The following is a 17164-nucleotide window of genomic DNA, read 5'->3' on the forward strand; positions in this document are numbered from 1 at the left end:
TCAGGCCTGCTGCGCCAGATCGCGGCGCAGGAAATCGTGCAGCCGATCGACCGCCGGCGTCGTCGACAGCGGGTTGCGCAGGATGCCGATTTCGAGATCCGGCAGTACTGGAAGCCCTTCATTGCCGCCGATGATGCGCAGCGACGGCGGCACGCTGCGCTGCGCCAAACCGGCGACCGCCAGGCCGGCCTGCACGACCGCGACCAGGCCCAGCAGCGAGGCGCTGGAATAGGTGCAACGATAGGCGCGATCGGCGTCGCCAAGCGCCTGCAGGACACTCATCCTGGCGGCGCAGCCCGGCTCGAACAAAGCGACGGGCAAGGGATCGGTCTGCCAGGCGACGTGGTTGGGCGAGGCGACCCAGACGAAGCGTTCCAGCCGGATCACGTCAAGCGGCTGCTCCGGCAGCCGGGTGACGATCGCCAGATCGAGCCGCCCTTCCGCCAGGGTTTTCACCAGTGCGGTCGACTGTTCGCAGATCAGTTCCACCGTCACCAGCGGATGATCCTCGGCGAAGCGTGACAGGACGGGTGGCAGCAGGAACGCGGCATAGTCGTCCGGCACGCCAAGGCGCACGCTGCCTGTCTCCCTTGGCCGGGTGACGCTCGCCCATGCCTCATCCGACAATTTCAGCAGCCGGCGCGCATAGATCACGAAATCCTCGCCGATCGCGTTGGGCGTGACGGTTCGGGGACCGCGCACCAGAAGCTGGTTGCCGACCATCTCCTCCAGCCGCTGCATCTGCATGCTGACGGCTGACTGGCTGCGGCCAACCCGCGGTGCCGCGTTGGACAGGCTGCCGCTCTCGACGACAGCGACAAAGGTTTTCAACAGGTTGAGGTCAAGCGGAGCGGCCATGGTGCTATCAGCATATCGAATAGGTTGCTCCAAATCTATTCGCTTGTTTGAAAGCTGTATTGCTGGCCAGATGGGGCTCGCGCGCTTGAGGAAACGTCGATGAAGGACCTGTCAGCTTCTCGTTTTCCGGCCGCGAGCCTCGCCTTTGCGATGACGATCGCCGGCACGGTCGGTGCCTTCGTCACAGAATCGGGATTGCATCCCGTCACCGTCGTCTTCTGGCGCTGCGTGTTCGGCGCCGCGTTCCTCGGCGCTTGGTGCCTTCTGCGTGGCTATCTGCCGGACCGCACCCTGTCCCTGTCCCGCCTTGCGCTGGCAGCGCTTGCCGGGGCCTGCATGGTGCTGAGCTGGACGGCCTTCTTCGCCGGCTTCGCCATGACGTCGATCGCCACGACGACGATCGTCTATCACGTCCAACCCTTCTTCGTGGTCATCATCGGGGTGGTCTTCCTGAAGGAGCGTATCTCGCTCGACCAGATGCTGTGGATGCTCGGCGCGTTCCTTGGCGTGGTGCTGGCCAGCGGGCTGGTGGTTTCCCATGCGCAAGCCAGCACGTCATGGGCGCTGGGCATCGCACTGACACTGGTCGCCGCGCTGCTCTATGCGGTGGCGACGATCCTGGCCAAGGGTCTGGGCCAGCAGCGCGCAGAGGTCACCGTGCTTTGCCAGACGATCGTCGGAATTGTCATGCTCGCGCCCTTCGCCGGGATCGGCCAGCATGTTCCCGCGCATTCATGGGGCTGGCTGGTCAGCATTGGCGTGCTGCACACCGGTATAGCCTATGTGCTGATGAACTCAGCCTTTCCGCGCCTGACGACGCCGGTGATAGGCATCATCACCTTTATCTATCCGGTCGTTGCCATCATCATCGACTGGGCGATCTACGGGCATCCGCTTGGGCCGGCACAGGCCGCCGGCATGGTACTGATCGCAGTGGCGACGCTCGGTGTCCGGTTGGGCTGGCGGTTTCCGCGACGGCGTGTCTCGCCAGCCTGACGCGGATCACAGGGAAGCGTGTTCAGGGTTCCATGAAGCCGATGAAATCGTCGGGCGCGGCGCGTCCCATTTCTTCCTCCCAGTGGCGGCGGCAGAGCGAGACATAGACGTCCTTGCCGATCGCCACCTGGTCGCCCTGGCGCGCAACCTTGCCGTCGGCGCCGAGACGCACGACCATCGTCGCCTTGCGGCCGCAGCGGCAGATGGTGCGCACCTCGCGCAGGTCGTCGGCGATCGCCAGCAGCGCACGCGAGCCGGAAAACAGCTTGCCCTGGAAATCGGTGCGCAGGCCGTAGCACATCACCGGAATGTTCAGCCGGTCGGCTATGCGGGCCAATTGCCAGACCTGCTCCTCCTCGAGGAACTGCGCCTCGTCGACGAAAACGCAATGCACCGTCGTGTGGTCGTGATGCTCGGCGACGCGGGCGAACAGGTCGTCGCCATCGCGAAACATCTCGGCTTCCGTCTCCAGCCCGATGCGCGACGAGATCAGGCCACTGTCGCCCTTGCGGTAGTGGCCGGCGACGAACAGCATCGTGGTCATGCCGCGCTCGCGATAATTGTACGATGCCTGCAGCAACATCGTCGTCTTGCCCGCATTCATCGTTGCGTAGTTGAAGTAGAGTTTGGCCATGCCGCCCTTTAAGGTCTGTTTAGATTCAGGTGATGCCGGCCTGCAAATGGCGGCTCCCTGCGCTTCCGGTGCTCACATACCCAAACGTATGCTCCGCTCCGGTTCTCGGGCACCACCATTTTCGTCTCGGCCTGACCTGAATCTAAACAGACCTTAAGCCGAGTTGCCTCGGTGCGGGGAGGGGCCGCCGCGGCATTCCCCTGAAAAAGCCGGCTCGCTTCCGAAAAAGATGCCAAGCCTCTCAAAAAAACACTTGGCACGATAAAAGCGTCAACCGTGTCGCTGATTGGCCAGTCCGCGCCGTTGATCGTGATTGCCTTGACGCTTGAATCCAAAACAGAATGGTGTTTGGCTGACGAAACAAGGCGGGCAGAGAAACCGTAACTACGCTTCGCCAAAGAATCACAATGGGAGACTGTCTATGTCGCGTATGAATTCCTTCGTCGCCGGCCTCGGGCTGGCGGCTCTGTTGTCCACGAGCGCCGCCTTCGCCGGTGACGCCGAAAGCTGCAAGACCGTGCGTCTTTCCGATGTCGGCTGGACCGACATCCAGGCCACCACCGGGGTTGCCTCGGTGCTGCTCACCGCGCTCGGCTACGAGCCGAAGGTGATCCAGCTGTCGGTGCCGGTGACCATGGCTTCGCTCAAGAACAAGGACCTCGACGTCTTCCTCGGCAACTGGATGCCGTCGATGACCAACGACATCAAGGACTACACCGCCGATGGTTCGGTCGAGACCATCAGCACGAACCTGACCGGTGCCGGCTACGGCATCGTCGTGCCGACCTATGTCGCGGACGCCGGCGTCAAGTCGCTGACCGACCTTGGCAAGTTCAAGGACAAGTTCAACGGCAAGATCTACGGCATCGAGGCCGGCAATGACGGCAACCGCATCATCCTCGACATGATCAAGAACCCGAAGGACAATCTCGACGGCTTCGAGCTGGTCGAGTCCTCGGAGGCCGGCATGCTGACCCAGGCCGAGCAGTCGATGAAGAACAATGAGTGGATCGCCTTCCTCGGCTGGACGCCGCATCCGGTGATGGGCGCCATGAAGATCACCTATCTGGACGGCATGGGCGACAGCGGCTTCGGCGCCGCCACCGTATTCACCAATGTGCGCAAGGGCTACACCACCGAATGCCCGAATGCCGGCAAGTTCATCGCCAACCTCAAGTTCAATCTGGACATGGAAGGCCAGATGATGGACGCGATCCTCAAGGGCGGCGACGCCCAGACGGTCGCCACCGACTGGCTGAAGAAGAATCCCGACGCGATTGCGCCCTGGATCGCCGGCGTGACCACCTTCGACGGCGGCGATGCGGCAGCGGCGATCAAGACCGCCCTCGGAAGCTGAGCCGACTTTGCATCCGGCATGACCGGATGAAGATGGGCAGCCGTTTAACAAAGGGCTGCCCTTTTTCACATCCTGTGACAAGATGACGTTGCGACAGCACGGGGCCGAAAGCAGAGCTCCGGTGGAGAGGGGTGAGATGGATCCGATTTCCAAATTCATGGTCGATCACAAGATCCCGATCGGGGCCTGGGGAAAGTCCTTTTTCGGTTTCCTGACCGACAATTTCGACACCATCTTCAGAGCCTTTTCCAACGGCCTGAATTTCATCCTCGACGGGCTGGTCGACATCCTGCTGATGGTGCCGCCGGTGCTGCTGGCGCTGGTCATCGCTGTCATCGCCTGGCTGCTGCAGCGCTCGCGGCCGCTCGCCATCGGCGTCTTCCTTGGCCTGATCTTCATCATCAACCAGAACCTGTGGAAGCAGACGGTGCAGACGCTGGTGCTGGTCGTCGCCGCCGCCGCCATGGCCATGGCCATCGGCGTGCCGCTCGGCATCTGGGCGGCGCACAAGCCAAAGGTCTACCGCGTCATGCTGCCGGTGCTCGATCTGATGCAGACGCTGCCGACCTTCGTCTACCTGATCCCGGTGTTGACCCTGTTCGGTCTCGGTAACGCGCCCGGCCTCATCGTCACCATCATCTTCGTCATCCCGACCGCGGTCCGGCTCACGCATCTGGGCGTCGTCTCGGTGCCGAAGTCGATCATCGAGGCCGGCGAGGCGTTCGGCGCGACCAAAAGGCAGCTTCTGTGGAAGGTGGAACTGCCCTCGGCGCTGCCCACCATCATGGCGGGATTGACGCAGTCGATCATGCTGTCGCTGTCGATGGTGGTGTTCGCGGCCCTGATCGGCGCCGGCGGCCTGGGCACCGAAATCAACCGCGCGCTCGGCTCGCGTCGCATCGACCTCGGGCTTGAAGCGGGCCTGGCGATCGTCGTGCTCGCCATCGTGCTCGACCGAATGACCCGCATTGGCGTTGGAGGCAAGAAATGACCGTCGCCGTCGATTTCAAGAACGTCGATATCGTCTTCGGCGCCGACCAGGCCGGTTCGCTGGCGATGATCGACAAGGGCGCCACGCGCGCCGAAATCCTCGAAAAGACCGGCAATGTGCTGGGCTGCGCCGACGCCAGCTTGACGGTGCATGAGGGCGAAATCTCGGTGCTGATGGGCCTGTCGGGCTCCGGCAAGTCGACGCTGCTCAGGGCCGTCAACCGGCTCAACGTGGTGTCGCGCGGCCAGGTTCTGGTCAAGGACGGCGACAAGATTGTCGACGTGGTCACCTGCGACGAGCCGACCTTGCGGCGCCTACGCCAGAAGCAGGTGGCGATGGTCTTCCAGCAGTTCGGCCTGCTGCCATGGCGCACGGTCGAGGAAAATGTCGGGCTTGGCCTCGAACTTGCCGGCGTGCCGGAAGCCGAGCGCAAGGAACGCGTGCACAAGCAGCTCAAGCTGGTCAATCTCGACCAGTGGTCGAAGAAATACGCGCATGAACTGTCGGGCGGCATGCAGCAGCGCGTCGGTCTCGCCCGCGCCTTCGCCACCGAGGCGCCGATCCTGCTGATGGACGAGCCGTTCTCGGCGCTCGACCCGCTGATCCGCACCAAGCTGCAGGACGAATTGCTGCAGCTGCAGGCCGAGTTGAAGAAGACCATCATCTTCGTCAGCCATGACCTCGAGGAGGCGCTGAAGATCGGCAGCCACATCACCATCATGGAGGGCGGGCGTATCGTCCAGACAGGCGCGCCGGAGGACATCGTGCTGCGGCCCGCCAACGACTATGTCCGCGACTTCATCGCCAATGTGAACCCGCTCTCGGTGCTTACCGCCTGGAACGTGATGCGCGACCGCCGCGACCTCGAAGAAGGCAAGGACGGCTGGGTGTGGCTCGACCGGCGCAAGACGACGCGCTTCAAGATCGACGAGCACGGGCTGGTGGCGGCGGCCGAGCGCGACGGCAAGCCGGCGGTGTGGGTATCTTGCGCCGATGTCGAGACCCAGTCGGAGGAAGCGGCGCAAGTCTTCTGGGCCACCCCCGGCACGTCGCTGAAAACCGTGATGCTGGCCATGCACCGCTCGCAGACCGCACCGGTAGCGCTGTTCGACGACCAGTCCCGCTTCGTCGGCGCCATTGGTATCAGGGATGTGCTGAGCGCGGTGTTGCGCCGGTAGACGCCCCGCAATCTCCTGTTTGACGCAATTCCCGCGTCAGGCCGCCAGCGGCAGGCGCAGCTCCGTCAGCAATCCACCGTCCGGATGGTTGGACAGGCGGATCTCGCCGCCGGCGGCGCGCGCGATGTTGCGGGCGATGGTGAGGCCCAGCCCAAGGCCGCCGGTCTGGCGGTTGCGGGACTGTTCGAGGCGAACGAAAGAGCCGAACACGGCATCGATCTGGGCCTGCGGTATACCAGGTCCTTCGTCGCGGATGGTCAGCGTGATCGTGCCGTCCGAGCGGTGCAAGCTGAGATGCGCCTTCTTGCCGTAGGTGACGGCGTTCTGCACCAGATTGGTTACACAGCGCCTGAGCGCGACAGGGCGCGCGATGCAGATCAGGCCGCGCGAACGGGTGTCGTCATTGTCGAACGAGACCTCCGGGTAGGGGTCGGCGATCGATTCCACGAGCGACCAGAAGTCGATGCGCTCGGTCTTTTCCTCGTTCACCTCGAAGGTGGCGAAGTCGATCACCGAACTGGCGATGCTCTCGACATCGGCAAGATCATGCGCCAGCGCCTCGCGAACCGCCGATTTGCGCAACAATTCTAGCCGCAGCCGCATGCGCGTCATCGGCGTGCGCAGGTCGTGCGCCAGTGCGGCGGCAAGATGCTCGCGGTCCTCGACATATTCGCGCAGCCTGGCCTGCATGGCGTTGATTGCTCTCGCGGCAGCCTGAACCTCGCGGCTGCCGCTTTCGGCGATCGGCGGGCTCTTCAGGTCCTTGCCGATCCTGTTCACGGCGGTTTCCATCATCCGGTAGGGCGCGGTCAGCCGGCGCAGCGACCAGATCGACATGATCACCACCAGCCCGGCGATAAGCGCATAGAGCGGCAGGCTGTCGAAGCTCAGGATCGGGCCAATCGGCGTGATCGGCTCGGTGAAGTTCAGCCACTGGCCGTCGGCGAAGCGCAAGGAGGCCGTCAGCTTGTCGCTCTGGGCGAAATCGGCGGCGAGCACCAGAAGGTCGCGCTCCACCTGGCCGATATCGGGGCCGGATGCGGTGCCGCTGGCGTCGTCGGCCTCGCGCGTCGCCGGATCGCGTCGCACGCGCGCGTCGGTGACGCCGAACTTCGACAGCCGGCCGACGAGAATGTCCTCGAGTTCGGCCAGCTCGTCGTCGCCGGCGATCGAGGAGGTGACGGCGGGCGTGTCAGAGACGGTAAGGGCGTAAGTCGAGTTGAACAGGCCTGCCGCGGTTGCCTTGCGCTCCTCGGGCGTGGCGCCGCTCATCAGCTGCACCAGCGAGAAGGCGCGGTCGTTGAGGCGGTAGAGGTCGACCACGTCGTTGGCGGCGGCGCGGTCGCGCGACACGATATAGAGGGTCGCAACCTGACTGATCAGAAGGCCGGCAATGACAATAAGCAGCACCCAGGCAGGCAAGGTCCGCGGCAGGAGACGTCTCATTCGGAGGTCGTCTCGGGCAGGAACTGGTAGCCGCCGCTGCGCACCGTCAGGATCAGCTTGGGCGTTTTGGGGTCATCTTCCATCTTGCGCCGCAGCCGGCTGACGAGGATGTCGATGCTGCGGTCGAAGGAATAGTCGCTGTCGCCACCGGACAGCTCGATGAGCTGGTCGCGGGTCAGCACGCGCTGGGCGCTCTTGACGAAGGTCTGCAGCAGGTTGAATTCGGCCATGGTCAGCTCGACCCTGACATCGTCGGGCGCGGTCAGCCGTCGCCGCGAACAGTCCATCGTCCAGCCGGCGAAACGGTAGATCTGCTTGGTCGCGGCGCGTTTCGGCTCGGCGGCGCCATTGCGCCGCAGCACGGCACGGATCCGGGCCAGGAGTTCGCGCGGATCGAAGGGCTTGGGCACATAGTCGTCGGCGCCCATCTCCAGGCCGACCACGCGGTCGGTGGTCTCGGTCACGGCGGTCAGCATGATGATCGGCGTCGTGTACTGAGCGCGCAGGTCGCGGCACAATTCCAGCCCGCTCTTGCCGGGCAGCATCACGTCGAGCACGATGAGGTCCACCTGCGAGCGGCGCAGGATGGTCTCCATCTCGGTGCCGTCGGCGGCAACCGAAGTGTGCAGGCCCCGCTTCTGGAAGAACTCCTGAAGCAGGTCGCGGATGCCCTTGTCGTCGTCGACGATCAGTATGTGTGCGTCGGATTTCACGAGGTACCCTGTCCCGGTTGCCGGCCAAGCCATTCCTGGCAGGTGAGCCACACGATAGAATTCGGGCCATATGTTGGCCAGTGCCTTGGATTTCAAGGGAGAACGAATTCCGCCTTCTCCACATGGAAAGCGGTGGGGTCCCGGCAGACACAATCCAGAAACAAAATTCTACAATCGGGAAAAACTCCTGAAAAGGTAAGGCGGCATAACGGTGCCGTGGCGGTCAGGTTATCGGCTGCGACGCTAATCTCCGGGTTTACGGAAAAACCGATGCCAAGGTTGTCGATCAGTTTGTTGGGTGCGTTGCTGGGTCTTGGCCTGGTCACTGCCGCTGTTGGACAATCGGACGCAAAGGCGCCGCTCACCCGGAGCGAACGGTGCGCCAATCTCAGCCACCAATTTGATGAAGCCCTCGAAACCCACGCCACGGCAACGCAGGTCACCGCGGCAAAGGCACTTCAGAGAAAGGGCAACCGGTACTGCGCCGCCAAGAAACAGGCACAGGGCATCCGGATGCTCGCCAATGCTCTGAAGCTGCTTGGAGTGGCACCGAACGACCCGGTCCAGTGACACTCAGAATCGACCCGCATAAAAAGGAAATGAAGCCATGAAAAAGTCCATCCTGTCCGCCACCGGTCTCGCCGTTGCCCTGGCTTTCGCGATGCCCGCTCTCGGCAACGCCGCTGCCACCACGACCGCTGCTCCGGCTGCCTCGACCACGACGACCACCACCGCTCCGGCTGCTGACGCCACCGCCAAGCCCCCGGTGAAGAAGGTCGTCAAGAAGGTCAAGCACAAGAAGGCTCCTGCCAAGAAGACCGTGAAGAAGGCCAAGGACAAGGCTGCTCCGAAGGCCTGATCCGGGTCCGACGACACTTTCCTATCAAGGCCGCTCCAGCCGCACTGGCTGGGGCGGCCTTCTGTCAGGCACCCGATCGAGCGGCTGAGCACCGGCGGCCCACAGCCAGCAATCTCGATCTGACTTAACCCGTTTTCAACGCCGGCCGTGTAGGACAATCCGCATGAAGAAGCGGCTTTCGTCCATTTTGCGTTCAATGGTGATTGGCGGCCTGGTTGCCACCGGTGTCGCCAGGGCGCTGATTCTGCTCACCGCGAGCCCCGTGCCCGATCCTGCCAGTGGCCGCACCGAGCCCTCGCTGTTCGCGCCGATAATCTCCAGCAACTGGGACTACATCACACCTGTCCAGGCGTGGCTGCTGATCGTGCTTCTTGCCGTGACGCTGGTCTGCGTTGCCGGATGGCCGATCGCGGCCTGGATGGAACGCCGGGCGGACGCTGGCGCAAACCGCCGCGTCTTCGGCCGCCAGGGCCGTTGAACCGCGGTCGACGATCTCCCACATGATTGTGAATGACCGGGCCCGCCCGCCGGCGGTCCCGCACGCCAATCAAAATGGACGATCGCTGCCGCCCGTGGCAAAATACGCGGCGAAGCCAGATCGCGAGACTGTCGGTTCCGATGCCAGAGATCACCACAAAACCGCGCGTCCAGGTCAAGCCGCAAACCGAACGGCCAAAGCTCTACAAGGTCATCCTCATCAATGACGATTTCACACCGCGCGAATTCGTGGTGACGGTGCTGAAGGGCGAATTCAAGCTCAGCGAAGACCAGGCGCACCGAATCATGATCACCGCGCACCGGCGCGGTGTCTGCGTGGTCGCGGTGTTTACCAAGGATGTCGCCGAGACCAAGGCGACGCGGGCCACCGATGCAGGCAAGGCCAAGGGCTATCCCCTGATGTTCACGACGGAGCCGGAGGAGTAGAGGAGGGTTCTTCCCTTCTCCCCTTGTGGGGTGAGAAGCGGTCCGCGCAGCGGACGAAAAGCCAATTGCTTGGCTTTTCGAGTTTCGAACGCCCTGAGCCTGCGAAGGGCCAGGTGGTGGCCGATCCACCTGCCGGGTCCCCGCTGCTTCGCAGCGTCCCGGCGTTCGCCGGGCTTTCATCGTGCCACTGGCACGATGAATTCGCTTCGCGAACCGGCTGCTCACCCCACAAGGGGAGAAGGCAAGAGGCTCTACCGTCCCTCGCGGTACCACATCGAGCCCATCGCCAGGAGCAGCAGGCCGAGGCCGAGGAAGCCGCCGAACAGGGGCACGCGCGAGACGGCCTTCAGGACGCTATCGTCGGTGGTGCGCAGGCCGATCCAGTCGCTGCCGGAGGCATCGCCGGCCGAGCGCACCGGCACGATGGAAGGTAGGGTCACGCCGTCGCCGGGGGCCGTGGACGAGGCCAGCCGGCGCACGCTGCCGCCAGTGGCTTCAGCCGGCGCCTTCAGCCGGTCCTCGGTGGAGATGACGTCAGCGAATTCCGGGGCGTTGACCGGTCCGACATGGGCAAGCGCGGTGAGATCGCCATTGGCGACCTGGAACAGGCCGATCTCATTGGTCTGAACGCTGCCCAGGAAGACACCGGGCTCGGATTTGTCGAGCTTGACGGTCACGGTCTTGCCGGAGGGCGTGATGATCTGCGCGGGGCCGGGATCGTCGGCCATCGTCTGGCGGCGGATCTCCAGCACCATGCCGCGTCCCTCGGCGGTCAGCCGCTCTTCCTCGAGCTCCGGTTCCTTCATCAGCCAGTGGGCGATGCGCCGGTAGAGCTGGACATGCGGGCCGCCGCCCTCGAAGCCGCGCGCCCACAGCCAGCCCTGGTCGGACAACAGCATGCCGACGCGGCCTTCGCCCTTGCGGTCGAGCAGGAGCAGGGGCCGGTTGTCGGCGCCCTTCATCACCACTTCGCCTTGCGGATTCTGTACGCCGATGGTGCGGAACCAGCGGCTCCAATGCGGCGGCTCGGTGGCCGAACCGTCGAGGCCGCGCGTCACCGGATGACGCTGGCCAAGGTCGGTCAGGCGCGGATAGAACGCTTTTTCGACCACCTCGCCGGTCGGCATGGCGGGCAGGGCCGACATCAGCGGGGTGCGCGCGATCGAAGCCTCGCCGGCATATTCGGGGCCGGCGGCGATCAACAGGGCGCCGCCCTTTTCGACATATTCGGAGATGTAGTCGTAATAGAGGATCGGCAGCACGTCGCGGTGCTGGTAGCGGTCGAAGATGATGAGGTCGAAATCCTTGATCTTCTCGACAAACAGCTCGCGGGTCGGGAAGGCGATTAGCGACAATTCGTTGATCGGCGTACCGTCCTGCTTCTCCGGCGGCCGCAGAATGGTGAAGTGGACGAGATCGACAGAGGCGTCGGATTTCAACAGGTTGCGCCAGGTGCGCTCGCCGGCATGCGGCTCGCCGGAAACCAGCAGCACGCGCAAATTCTCGCGGATGCCGTCGACCAGCGCGATGGCGCGGTTGTTGGTGTCGGTGAGTTCGCCCGGTTCGCGGTCGATGGCGAGTTCGATGATGTTGCGGCCGGCGCCCGGAATGGTCACCTGGAGCGGCATGGTCTGGCCGACAGTGGCATGCTCGACGGCGACCTGCTCGCCATTGACGGAAACGCGCACATCGACCGGGCCGGCCTCGTTTTCCGTCGAGATGACGCGGTAGGTCATGTCGAGCGGCTTGCCGACAAGGCCGAAGCGCGGCGCGTTCTCGAAGCGGATGCGGCGGTCCTTTTCGTGGTCGTTGCCGGTGATCAGCGCGTGCAGCGGGGCGTTGAAGTCGGGCGCGCCCGAAGGCGCGTCATGCACCTCGCCATCGGTGATCATGATGGCGCCGCCGATGCGCGAGGGCGGCACGTCGCGGAAGGCGCCTTCCAGCGCACCGAACAGCCGGGTTTCGGTGCGCTCCTCGGCGGCATCGGACTTGCCGGCCTCGACGACGCGGACGTCGAACTGCTTGAAGCGGCCAAGACGTTGCTGCAGCCCGGCCAGCGCCTCATCGGTCTGCCTGGTGCGGTCGCCGATGTCCTGGCTCTGGCTGCGGTCGACGATCAGCGCAACGACGCTCTTCAGCGGCTCGCGCTCCTCATTGAGGAAAACCGGGTTGAACAAAGCGGCAGCCAGCGCCATCAGGGCGACGAAGCGCAGGACGCCGCCGCGCTGGCGAAACCACAGGCCGACGAGCGCAAGCAGTGCCAGAGGCACCAGCACCAAGGCGAGCAGCGGCCAGGAGATCAGCGGTTCGAGGGAGATGGACCAGTTCATCCGCTATTGCCCCAATCGTTCGAGCAATATGGGCACATGCACCTGGTCGGATTTGTAGTTGCCGGTCAGCATGTACATCATGATGTTGACGCCGGCGCGCAGCGCGTAGATGCGCTGCATCGGATCGGCCGGCACGGTCGGCAGCAGAGGGTCGCCGTTCTCGTCGACCGCCCAGGCGCCGGCGAAATCATTGGCGGTGATCATGATCGGCGAGACGCCGTCGCCGGTGCGCACCGGCCGGTTATCGGCGTTGCTGGCGTCGAGCGATGCCTCGACCCAGAGCGGGCTGCCGGCGAAACGGCCGGGAAATTCGGGCAGGATGAAGAAGGACTTGGTCAGCACGTGGTCCGACGGCACCGGCTCCAGCGGCGGCACGTTGAGGTTGCCGAGGATGTCGCGCAGCCGCTCGGTCGCCGGGCTGGTGGAATCGGCGCCGATGCCGTTGGCGAACTGGTCGCGCGTGTCGAACAGCACCGTGCCACCTTGCTGCATATAGGCATCGATGCGGGCGATCGCGGCCTGGCTCGGCATTGGTGCCGCCGGATCGATCGGCCAGTAGATCAGCGGATAGAAGGATAGCTCGTCCTTCGAAATATCGACGCCGGCCGGCGCGCCCGGTTCGAGCGCGGTCTTCTCGATCAGGAAGCGCGTCAGGCCCTCAAGCCCGGCGCGGCTGATCGAATCGACGCCCGGCACGCCAGTCAGCACATAGGCGATGCGGGTCTTGGAGATCGCCGCGATCGCTGCCTCGTCGCCCGGCTTGGCATCGTCGGCGCGGGCGTAGTCGGCATGGCCGAACAGCGTGCCAAGGGCAATCAGGACTGCCGTGGTGGTGGCCACGGCGCCGGCACGGCGCGGCCGGCGTGAAAACAGGCCGCCCATCCAGAATACCGCCAGCGTGTCGAGCAGCATCAGCACCAGTGCGGCTGCGACCAGCGCGCCTTTCAGGTTGCGGGATTCGTCGAAAGCATACTGGATCGTGGTGACCGGAACGGCGACTTGCGGGCGCGCCAATGGCTCGAACGTGGTTGCGGCATCAAGCAGATTGTGGGCGAAGACGCCGGTCTCGGAACCATAGAGGCCAGGCGGGTTCTCGAAGGTGACCGGCAGCGGGCCGGCTCCCGGCACCAGCGGCCGGGCATCCGGCGTCGGCGGCACCAGTGAGCCGTCGGCCGCGATCATGCGGTAGGGGGCCAGCGAGGTGGCGGCGGCTTCGGCATTGGCGATCGCCGCGCCCTGGTTGCGCGACAGCTGGACGATGCGGCGCAGCATCTCGACGAAGCTGCCCGAGATCGGCAGGTTCGACCATGTCGCCTCGGGCGTGACGTGGAACAGCACCAGCGTGCCCTTGCCTTTCTTCAGCCCGGTGACCAGCGGCGTGCCATCGGCGAGCGCCGCCCAGGTGCGCTCGACGATGTCGGGTGTCGGCTCGGCCAGCACCTGCCTGCTCACGGTGACCTCGGTGGGCGGCGCCAGATCGGCGAAGGGGCCGGCCTTGGGGAATTCGGTGACCGGCTGCGGCGACGTCCATGACAGCGCGCCGCCGAGCGAACGCTCGCCGATGCGCAGGCGAACCGGCAGCAAATCGTCGTCATTGCCGGCGGCCGCCAGCCGCGAGCCGGCGAAACGCACGAGCGTACCGCCATTGTCGACCCAGTCGACCAGCCTTTGCCGGACCTGTGCGGGAATGGTGCCGATGTCGGCCATGATGATCATCGCCGGCTTCTGGTCGAGGATCTGCGGAATGGCGTCGGCGAGATCGGCACTGGAGGGTTCGACCAGGTCGGCGAAAGGCTGCAGCGCGCGCCTGATGTAGTAGAGCGGCGACAGAAGCGGCTGCGCCTGGTCTGCCTCGGCCTGCGACAGCAGCCCGACACGGCGGCGCTTGGAGCTTTCGTCGAGCACGCGCACCGCGCCCGCCTGGCGCTCGCCGTCGAGCGCGATCGAGGCGAAGTCATTGCGCAGCTCGAACGGCACCGCCATGGTGCCGGTGGCGGTGGCTTCGCCGGGCGCGAAGGTCAGCGTCGCATCGGCGATGCGGCGGCCCTTGTCGTCGAAGGCGCCGGCGGTGACCTGCGCGGGGGCCGGGTCGCCCGGGGCGCGGATGGCGGTGAGGGCAAAGCCGTCGACCTGGTTGTCGGCGGCGGTCAGGCCGGTCAGCGAAAGCCGGTCGGCGGTTGCCCAGACGATGCGGGCGGCATTTTTCGACAACAGCGTGTTGAAGGCGGCCTCGTCGCCCTTGGCCGCCAGGCCGTCGGCGAGCACGGCGACGCTGGCGCCGGGCAGGCCCTCCAGAACGCCGGCGACGCGGGCATAGACGGCGGGCCGATCGGTCGGGATTGGCCGCGGCTTGGCGGCGCGCAGGCGGTCGAGTGCGGCGGCGGCATCGAAGGGGCCGATCTCCGCATTGGCCTTTTCGGCGGTGAAGGCGATGATGACCGGCACGCCGTTCGAGCCGGCGTCGGCGATCAGCCGTTCGGCGGTGGCGACGCGCTTGTTCCAGTCGGCGGCACTGGCCCAGTCATTGTCGATGACCAGCGCAAGGGCTGCACCCTCGGCCGGCAACTTCTCGCGCGGGTTGAAGACCGGTTCGGCCAATGCCGCGACGATGAGCGCGGCCATCAGCAGCCTGAGCAACGTCAGCCACCATGGGCTCTGCTGCGGCGTCTCCTCGCGCTTCAGCACCCGCGCCAGGATCTTCAGCGGCGGGAAGATCTCGCTCTGCGGCTTGGGCGGCGTCAGCCTGAGCAGCCACCATATCACCGGCAATGCTAGCAGGCCCCACAGCACCATCGGAGCGCCAAAGGAGAGCGGCAGCCAACTCATGCGACAGCCTTCCCCGGCTGACCACTGCCTGCGTTCAGCCCGGTAAAGGAGCCATCGGCGGTCATCGCCATGTGCAGGCGCACCAGTGCGTCGGACGCCAGCCGATCGGTGTGGTTGACGGTGAAACTCCAGCCGAGCCGCTTGCACCAGCCGGCCAATTCCGCGCGGCGGGCGGTGTAGAGCAGGCGATACTCGTCGCCGAGCATTTCGGCACGCCCGGCGGTCAGTTTTTCGCCGGTCTCGGGATCGGTGAACTCGGTGCGGCCGGCATAGGGGAAGGTTTCCTCGGCCGGGTCGGCGACCTCGATCAGATGCGCGCGCACGCCGTGGCGGGCAAGCACGTCGAGCCATTCCATCGTCTCTTCGACCGGATCGAGGAAGTCGCTGGCGATGACGATGTCGCAGAACCGCCTGATGTCCGACAGATCAGGCTTGGCCGGCAGGTCGCCGGCATGCATCAACTGGGCGGCTATGCGCTCGGCGCCGTTGCGGGCCGTGAATGGATCGGTCAGTCCCGGCCAGGCGATGCGCTCGCCGCTGCGCGACAACAACTCGGCCATGGCCAGCGCCAGCACCAACGCGCGCGACTGCTTGGAAACGCTGGCACCGGTCGACTTGTAGAGCATGGACGGCGAGGGATCTGCCCACAGCCACACCGTATGGGCGGCTTCCCATTCGCGGTCGCGCACATAGGTGTGGTCGTCGCGCGCCGAGCGGCGCCAGTCGATGCGCGAGGAATCGCCCTCGACATAGGGCCGGAACTGCCAGAAATTCTCGCCGATGCCGCGCTTGCGGCGGCCATGCCAGCCGGCGATCACGGTGTTGACGATGCGGCGCGCCTCGACCAGCAGGTCGGGCACAAGCGAAGCCCGCAACCGGCCACGGGCGAGCGCGTCGCGCGTCGCTGCCGGAGCCTGGACCTCGCCGATACGCGTCATCAAATCCCTTTCACAAGCTTCGCCACGACATCGCGCACGCTGGTGCCCTCGGCGCGGGCGGCGAAGGTCAGTGCCATACGATGCTGCAGCACCGGCTCGGCCAGGGCTCGCACATCGTCGATCGAAGGCGCCAGCCGCCCATCGTAGAGCGCGCGGGCGCGCGTGCACAACATCAGTGCCTGGCTGGCGCGCGGGCCGGGGCCCCAGGCGACATGCTTGTCGGTCTCGGCATTGCCCTGGCCCGGACGCGCCGAGCGCACCAGGGTCAGGATCGCCTCGACGACGCTTTCGGGCACCGGCATGCGGCGGATCAGCGTCTGGATCTCCTTCAGCCGTGCCGGCTGCAGCACGTTCTGGGCCTTCGCGTCCTCGATGCCGGTGGTTTCCAGGAGGATGCGGCGTTCAGCCTCGATTTCGGGATAGAGGATGTCGACCTGCATCAGGAAGCGGTCGAGCTGGGCTTCGGGCAGCGGATAGGTGCCTTCCTGCTCCAGCGGATTCTGCGTCGCCAGCACGTGAAAGGGCGCGGGCAGATCGTAGCGGGCGCCGGCGATGGTGACGTGATATTCCTGCATGGCCTGCAGCAGCGCCGACTGCGTGCGTGGCGAGGCGCGGTTGATCTCGTCGGCCATCAGCAACTGGGCGAAGATCGGCCCTGAGATGAAGCGGAAGGAGCGCTTGCCGGTCTCGTCCTGCTCCATCACCTCGGAGCCGAGAATGTCCGATGGCATCAGGTCGGGCGTGAACTGGATGCGGCGCGAATCGAGGCCGAGCACGACGCCCAGCGTCTCGACCAGCTTGGTCTTGGCAAGGCCCGGCACGCCGACCAGCAGCGCGTGGCCGCCGGCCAGCAGCGCCACCAGAGTGCGCTCGACGACGTTCTCCTGGCCGAAGATCACCCGGCCGACCCCGTCGCGGATCCTGGAAATGTCAGCCAGCGCCTTCTCGGCCTCAGCGATCATGTCCGTTTCGCTGATCGGGCTTTCCTTGACCATCACGCTCATGTCGTATCGATCCCTTTGGTTGGAAATACCGGCCCGCACCATATCATAGGTTGCCGCGATTCGGCCTCGCGTAGCGCCTATGGTCGAACTTAAATCGCAGACTTAGGCTG

General features: G+C 65.2%; 16 protein-coding genes. 8 read left to right on the top strand and 8 right to left on the bottom strand.

The window, feature by feature from the left end; all coding sequences use genetic code 11:
- Complete coding sequence (locus AC07UC_RS12045) at positions 1–858, bottom strand: LysR substrate-binding domain-containing protein (RefSeq protein ID WP_494905874.1); 858 nt, start codon at positions 856–858, stop codon at positions 1–3.
- Positions 859–957: 99 nt separating this feature from the next.
- Between AC07UC_RS12045 and AC07UC_RS12050 the strand changes: the two genes are divergently transcribed.
- Entirely contained in the window at positions 958–1854 is an 897-nt protein-coding gene (locus AC07UC_RS12050) for a DMT family transporter (protein WP_494905876.1), read from the top strand.
- Positions 1855–1876: 22 nt separating this feature from the next.
- On the opposite strand, the gene AC07UC_RS12055 is transcribed toward AC07UC_RS12050, so the two are convergent.
- On the bottom strand, positions 1877–2488 hold the full coding sequence (locus AC07UC_RS12055; protein ID WP_140771487.1) for a thymidine kinase: 612 nt from the start codon (positions 2486–2488) through the stop codon (positions 1877–1879).
- A 421-nt stretch (positions 2489–2909) separates the two neighbouring features.
- Between AC07UC_RS12055 and AC07UC_RS12060 the strand changes: the two genes are divergently transcribed.
- From AC07UC_RS12060 to choV, 3 genes are all read left to right on the top strand, one after another.
- Positions 2910–3845, top strand: coding sequence for a choline ABC transporter substrate-binding protein (locus tag AC07UC_RS12060; protein ID WP_140771485.1), 936 nt, complete (start codon positions 2910–2912; stop codon positions 3843–3845).
- Between the two features lie 136 nt (positions 3846–3981).
- On the top strand, positions 3982–4836 hold the full coding sequence (choW, locus tag AC07UC_RS12065; RefSeq protein WP_494905878.1) for a choline ABC transporter permease subunit: 855 nt from the start codon (positions 3982–3984) through the stop codon (positions 4834–4836).
- On the top strand, positions 4833–6014 hold the full coding sequence (choV, locus tag AC07UC_RS12070; RefSeq protein ID WP_140771481.1) for a choline ABC transporter ATP-binding protein: 1182 nt from the start codon (positions 4833–4835) through the stop codon (positions 6012–6014). Before choW ends, choV begins: the two co-directional genes overlap by 4 nt.
- Before the next feature lie 36 nt (positions 6015–6050).
- On the opposite strand, the gene AC07UC_RS12075 is transcribed toward choV, so the two are convergent.
- Positions 6051–7460 (bottom strand): ATP-binding protein, encoded by a 1410-nt coding sequence (locus AC07UC_RS12075; RefSeq protein ID WP_140771479.1) that lies wholly within the window; start codon positions 7458–7460, stop codon positions 6051–6053.
- A complete protein-coding gene (locus AC07UC_RS12080) occupies positions 7457–8173 on the bottom strand; it encodes a response regulator (protein WP_202326109.1) in 717 nt (238 codons plus the stop codon). Before AC07UC_RS12080 ends, AC07UC_RS12075 begins: the two co-directional genes overlap by 4 nt.
- A gap of 270 nt (positions 8174–8443) precedes the next feature.
- Between AC07UC_RS12080 and AC07UC_RS12085 the strand changes: the two genes are divergently transcribed.
- From AC07UC_RS12085 to clpS, 4 genes are all read left to right on the top strand, one after another.
- Positions 8444–8743 (top strand): hypothetical protein, encoded by a 300-nt coding sequence (locus AC07UC_RS12085; protein WP_115142115.1) that lies wholly within the window; start codon positions 8444–8446, stop codon positions 8741–8743.
- A gap of 37 nt (positions 8744–8780) precedes the next feature.
- Positions 8781–9032 (top strand): hypothetical protein, encoded by a 252-nt coding sequence (locus tag AC07UC_RS12090; protein WP_140771475.1) that lies wholly within the window; start codon positions 8781–8783, stop codon positions 9030–9032.
- A gap of 163 nt (positions 9033–9195) precedes the next feature.
- The gene (locus AC07UC_RS12095; RefSeq protein WP_056578033.1) at positions 9196–9510 is read left to right on the top strand and encodes a hypothetical protein; all 315 of its coding nucleotides are present in this window, start codon (positions 9196–9198) and stop codon (positions 9508–9510) included.
- Positions 9511–9650: 140 nt separating this feature from the next.
- Positions 9651–9956: an ATP-dependent Clp protease adapter ClpS gene (clpS, locus tag AC07UC_RS12100; protein WP_140772751.1), complete on the top strand. Its 306-nt coding sequence runs from the start codon at positions 9651–9653 to the stop codon at positions 9954–9956.
- A 251-nt stretch (positions 9957–10207) separates the two neighbouring features.
- On the opposite strand, the gene AC07UC_RS12105 is transcribed toward clpS, so the two are convergent.
- The 4 genes from AC07UC_RS12105 to AC07UC_RS12120 are packed head-to-tail and all read right to left on the bottom strand — an operon-like array spanning position 10208 to position 17054.
- Positions 10208–12286, bottom strand: a complete 2079-nt coding sequence (locus tag AC07UC_RS12105) for a hypothetical protein (RefSeq protein WP_494905882.1) — start codon at positions 12284–12286, stop codon at positions 10208–10210.
- A 3-nt stretch (positions 12287–12289) separates the two neighbouring features.
- Positions 12290–15112 (bottom strand): DUF4159 domain-containing protein, encoded by a 2823-nt coding sequence (locus tag AC07UC_RS12110; protein ID WP_494905884.1) that lies wholly within the window; start codon positions 15110–15112, stop codon positions 12290–12292.
- A complete protein-coding gene (locus tag AC07UC_RS12115; RefSeq protein WP_140771469.1) occupies positions 15109–16050 on the bottom strand; it encodes a DUF58 domain-containing protein in 942 nt (313 codons plus the stop codon). The genes AC07UC_RS12110 and AC07UC_RS12115 overlap by 4 nt, the downstream gene beginning before the upstream one ends.
- Positions 16050–17054 (bottom strand): AAA family ATPase, encoded by a 1005-nt coding sequence (locus AC07UC_RS12120; protein WP_056578023.1) that lies wholly within the window; start codon positions 17052–17054, stop codon positions 16050–16052. The genes AC07UC_RS12115 and AC07UC_RS12120 overlap by 1 nt, the downstream gene beginning before the upstream one ends.
- Between the last annotated feature and the right edge of the window lie 110 nt (positions 17055–17164).

The organism is Mesorhizobium sp. GW821-FHT04C10 (genome assembly GCF_059420305.1).